The sequence below is a fragment of the Caryophanon tenue genome, from assembly GCF_001700315.1.
In the GTDB taxonomy this organism is placed as follows: domain Bacteria; phylum Bacillota; class Bacilli; order Bacillales_A; family Planococcaceae; genus Caryophanon; species Caryophanon tenue.
The window spans coordinates 1-4,623 of sequence record NZ_MASJ01000037.1; the positions used below are offsets into that span (position 1 = coordinate 1).

The 4,623-nt window shown below is 32.9% G+C and carries 5 protein-coding genes; all 5 read right to left on the reverse strand.

Annotated elements, in window-relative coordinates:
- Positions 1 to 28: 28 nt before the first annotated feature.
- The 5 genes from A6M13_RS12415 to A6M13_RS12435 are packed head-to-tail and all read right to left on the reverse strand — an operon-like array spanning position 29 to position 4,421.
- The gene (locus A6M13_RS12415) at positions 29 to 280 is read right to left on the reverse strand and encodes a PglD-related sugar-binding protein (RefSeq protein WP_066546840.1); all 252 of its coding nucleotides are present in this window, start codon (positions 278 to 280) and stop codon (positions 29 to 31) included.
- Positions 281 to 282: 2 nt separating this feature from the next.
- The gene (locus A6M13_RS12420; RefSeq protein ID WP_066546842.1) at positions 283 to 879 is read right to left on the reverse strand and encodes a sugar transferase; all 597 of its coding nucleotides are present in this window, start codon (positions 877 to 879) and stop codon (positions 283 to 285) included.
- 5 nt (positions 880 to 884) lie between these two features.
- Entirely contained in the window at positions 885 to 2,150 is a 1,266-nt protein-coding gene (locus A6M13_RS12425) for a glycosyltransferase family 4 protein (protein ID WP_066546843.1), read from the reverse strand.
- Positions 2,128 to 3,408 carry a nucleotide sugar dehydrogenase gene (locus tag A6M13_RS12430; protein ID WP_066546844.1) on the reverse strand — a complete coding sequence of 427 codons (1,281 nt, stop codon included), beginning with the start codon at positions 3,406 to 3,408 and terminating at the stop codon, positions 2,128 to 2,130. Before A6M13_RS12430 ends, A6M13_RS12425 begins: the two co-directional genes overlap by 23 nt.
- Positions 3,409 to 3,410: 2 nt before the next feature.
- Positions 3,411 to 4,421, reverse strand: a complete 1,011-nt coding sequence (locus A6M13_RS12435; RefSeq protein ID WP_169817448.1) for a glycosyltransferase — start codon at positions 4,419 to 4,421, stop codon at positions 3,411 to 3,413.
- Positions 4,422 to 4,623: the final 202 nt, after the last annotated feature.

The following is a 4,623-nucleotide window of genomic DNA, read 5'->3' on the forward strand; positions in this document are numbered from 1 at the left end:
TGCCTGCCTGAATATATGCGTTATTTGATTACGGGCTTACAGTGAGCTTAGTCATAATTTTTTTTCGAATGTGATTAGCACCAATAGCAATGATTATTTTCGTGTTCGCATCTAATAAATCCGGCAACGCAGAAAGAGGCCCCTTTACGATAGCCTCTTCCTCAAATACTTCTGTATATTTATCATCGAGTTTTGCCACAACAATATCATTATTAGACGTAATACAATCTGTAATCACTTTACTATGACCGCTATCACCTATTAAGATGTAACGTTGCATATTTAGTTCTCCTTTGTACCTGTGAACTTTGTCATTGTTGCTTGTCCATCAGCACTAATTCCTTCACTAATGAACACCTTTTTAACGGTTAAAAACAAAATTTTAATATCTAATAATAATGAACGATTTTCCACGTACCAAACGTCATATTCGAATTTTTGCTCCCAAGAAATGGCGTTACGTCCATTTACTTGTGCCCAACCTGTAATTCCTGGACGCACTTCATGACGACGTGCTTGACGTGCATTATAAAGTGGTAAATATTCTACTAATAACGGACGAGGACCTACAAAGCTCATATCCCCTTTTAATACATTAAATAATTGTGGTAATTCATCTAGACTAAGTTTACGCAATAATTGTCCAAACTTCGTTAAACGAATTTCATCGGGCAATAGTTCACCATTCTCGTCACGTTCGTCTGTCATTGAACGGAATTTATATACATTAAACACTTTGCCATTCTTACCAGGACGTGGTTGCGTAAAGACAATTGGTGAACCCAACTTTAGTTTAATTAAAATCCCGACAATGACAAATAACCAACATAAACAAATAATCATGATGAAACTAATGAGGAAGTCTAATAATCTTTTCATTGTCCTTACCTCTTCGACACGTATTTTAGCACGTCTTCAAGCTTACTTGTTAAGACACCAAAATCGAAATCAGCAGCTGCTTTTCTCGCATTTTCACTAAATCGTGTATATTCATTTTCATTTAAGCTATAAACTTTCAAAATTTCTTCTGCTAGAGCTTTAGCTGTATTATCTTGCGTGATATAACCGCAGTCATATTTTTCTAATAGGCAATAACCCATCTTAACATTTGAAATGATAGGCTTTCCTGCAGCCATATATTCAAAAAGCTTATTGGAACTATTACCACGCGACCAGTTATATTGACTTTGAGAATAGTTTAAAATATTAAGCGATGATTTTTTTAAAATATATGGGATATTACGTTTATTAACAAAGCCTTTCAACTTTACATTTGTTAAATTTTGTTCGTTAATAAGCGTTTGTAGCTTTTCGAACTCAATGCCTTGGCCATAAATTAAAATTTGAATATCTTTGTAGTCCTTTAAATATGTTGCTGCCTCAACTAAAGTGCTCACATTATTCACTGGACGTAAAGCACCTGCATAAACTACTTTAAACTTATCGTTATCCAAATCTTCATCTATTAGCGCATTGTTAGTAGCTTCTGCATCAAAGAAATCTAAATCGACACCGTTATTAATGTAGAAGCACTTTTCTAAGTTGATTTTACCACCTGAAGCTGTATCCCATTTTTGTTCTTTAATGTAATCGACATCGCCCTCTTTAGTGAAGATAATTGCTTTTGAATTTTCATAAATCCATTTCTCACCTTTAACGAGCATCTTCCCCATAAAACTATTTTCTTTAGCTTTGTTAAAAGAGAATATTGCCTCAGGCCATAAATCACGAACTTCACTAATAGGTGGAATACCTAATTTTTTACTCATTTTAATGCCTGCTACCATCGATAATGGATGTACACTCGATCCAATAATATAATTCGGCCTTGTAGCGTTATCATCAATCCAATTCCAATAGCTTTTCATAACATTACGGTAAAAAGAAAGCATGTTTAACACACGCTTTCCTCCATTCCCTTGTGAACTTACCGATTTTATGAAAATGAAACGAATTCCGTCTTTATGGTCTATTTTATATAAACCTTTTTCAATAGAAATCTCTTCATTCTTCTCATGAAACTGATTTGAACAAATAATTGTTACATTATAACCACGATTCACGAGCTCTTTTGCAAACCAGTAGTGACGTCCACCTTGGTTTTCATACATCGTATTGCCGTAATGATTAATTAACCAAACATTCTTCATTTACGTTACCCTTTAATGTACCAAAGTTCACATATTTGATTGCATCGTCTGAAACTTTTACACAGTTTTTTGTATCTAAAATTTGTGCTTGCTTCATCAGCTTCGTAATTGTCTCTTCATCCATTACTTTAAACTCATCATGGTCTGTTAAAACAACGATTAACTCCGCGTCTTTTACTGCATCTTCAAAATTTGATAATGTGAATTTCACTTGTTCTTGGTGAACATGTGGGTCAAATACTGATACATTATAACCTTCATGTAATAATTCGTTGACAATATCCATTGCTGGACTTTCACGTACATCGTCAATGTTTCCTTTGTACGTTAAACCGAACGCTGCAATCTTTGCATCTTTAGATGAAATTAATTTGTTAATTTGTTTAATTGTAAATGCTGGCATTGAGTTGTTTGTTTTACGTGCTAATGCAATAATTTGTGCTTCTTCTGGTGCTTTTTCAATAATGAAGTATGGGTCTACTGCTAAACAGTGACCGCCTACACCTGGGCCTGGTTGGTGTAAATTCACACGTGGGTGATGATTTGCTAGTGAAATTACTTCTAATGCATCTACCCCTAATTTTTCAGAAATCTTTACGAGTTCGTTTGCTAAAGCAATGTTTACATCACGATATGTGTTTTCCATTAACTTTGCCATTTCTGCTGATAGTGCTGATGTTTCTAAAATTTGACCTTGTACAAATGTTGCATACACTTCTGCCGCTTTTGTTGCAGAAATTGCGTTAATCCCACCTACGATACGTGTATTTTCTACAAGCTCGATTAAAATACGCCCTGGTAATACACGTTCTGGACAATGTGCTAAGTACACATCTACCCCTGGCTCAAAACCAGCTTCACGCAAAATCGGTGCTACGACATCATCAATTGTACGTGGTGGAATTGTTGACTCAATAATGACAACATTGCCTTTTTCTAAATACGGTACGATTGAATTTGTGGCACTTACTACGTATGATAAATCAGCTGTGTTATCTGCATTGTGTGGTGTTGGTACAGCAACGATAAAGCAATCTGCTTTTTCTGGCTGTAAAGAGCCACGTAACTTCCCTGTAGCTACAACTTCCGCCACTACTTCTGGTAAACCTACTTCTTCAATGTGAATTTCTCCACGATTTAATTTTTCAATGGCACGTTCGTTTACATCCACACCTACTACATTCCAACCATGTTTTGCAAACATTGCTGATGTTGGTAATCCGATGTAACCTAAGCCTACTACTGTTAATTTTCTCATATTTAAGCCTCCTTGATTTCCAATAAAATTTTAATTTCTCTTTGTACGGTATTATCAATATCAAATTTTCTTTTGTCACTTTTTTGATTTGAAATTTCTTGTAAAATTTCTTCATTTACTTTATTTTCGAAAAAGCTTTGAGAGGCTAAATAAACATTTTTAAAATTCCCTAACATTTCTTTACATACTTCTAAATCCGACGTAATTGTAGGTATACCATACACAGCCATTTCACACATCATTACTCCTTGGGCATCTAATCTAGTAGGCATCAGTGCATACTTATATTGATTTAACAAATTTGGAAAATCTTTAGGATGAATGAACTCATTAATTATATTCATATTAGACGGTTTAGAGTTATGTATAAAATAATCTCCTTTCCCATAAATATGAAAAGTATAATTTGGATTTTTATAAGCAAATGAAACGACTTGATCTATAGCATACTTAGAATCATCTAAAGGACGAACAGTAATAAAATCTGCCAGACTTTTTTCTTTGCTATAATTCTTACTAATAACATGAAAATTAGCATTATTATTAATAATATGTGTTTTAAAATTTTTAAAGTTCATTTTTAGAGACTTTTCCGCATTTTCCAACATCCATTTACTTACAAATACTACTTCTATTTTATTAAATTTATTAAGCTTATGAAGAAAGTTTCGCATTACTTTAAGTTTTAAAAAATCATATGTTTCTATGAGCAGTTTCTTAAAAATATTAGTTCGTTTAAATTTATAATTTGGAGGATAATATTCATTTATTCTCAACACTTCGTGACCATGAAAAATGAATATTATTTTTTTTACAGATTTATAAATTAAATTTACTAATTTCAAATGATTTCTTAAATTAGGAGCGTGACAAATAATAACGTCATCACTAGAAATCTTTTTCATATCAATCAAACTTTCAAAACTTCTCTTGGTAATAACATCCACTTCTTCAAAAGTATAGTTTGATTTCGCTTCCATAGAGACAACTTTAAATTTAAGTTTATGCTTCAAATAAATTAGATTCCTACTATGTACATATGTCATAGCATACCTTTTTTCCTCTGAAGGGTAGTTTTGTGTAAAAATATATATCAAAGGTTATTCTCCTTTCTAAATTTAATAATCCAAAAACCAATTAACCCTGAAAAAATAGAGGTAATCGCAAGAATACTGTAAGCCCGTAATCAAATAACGCATATATTCAGGCAGGCAC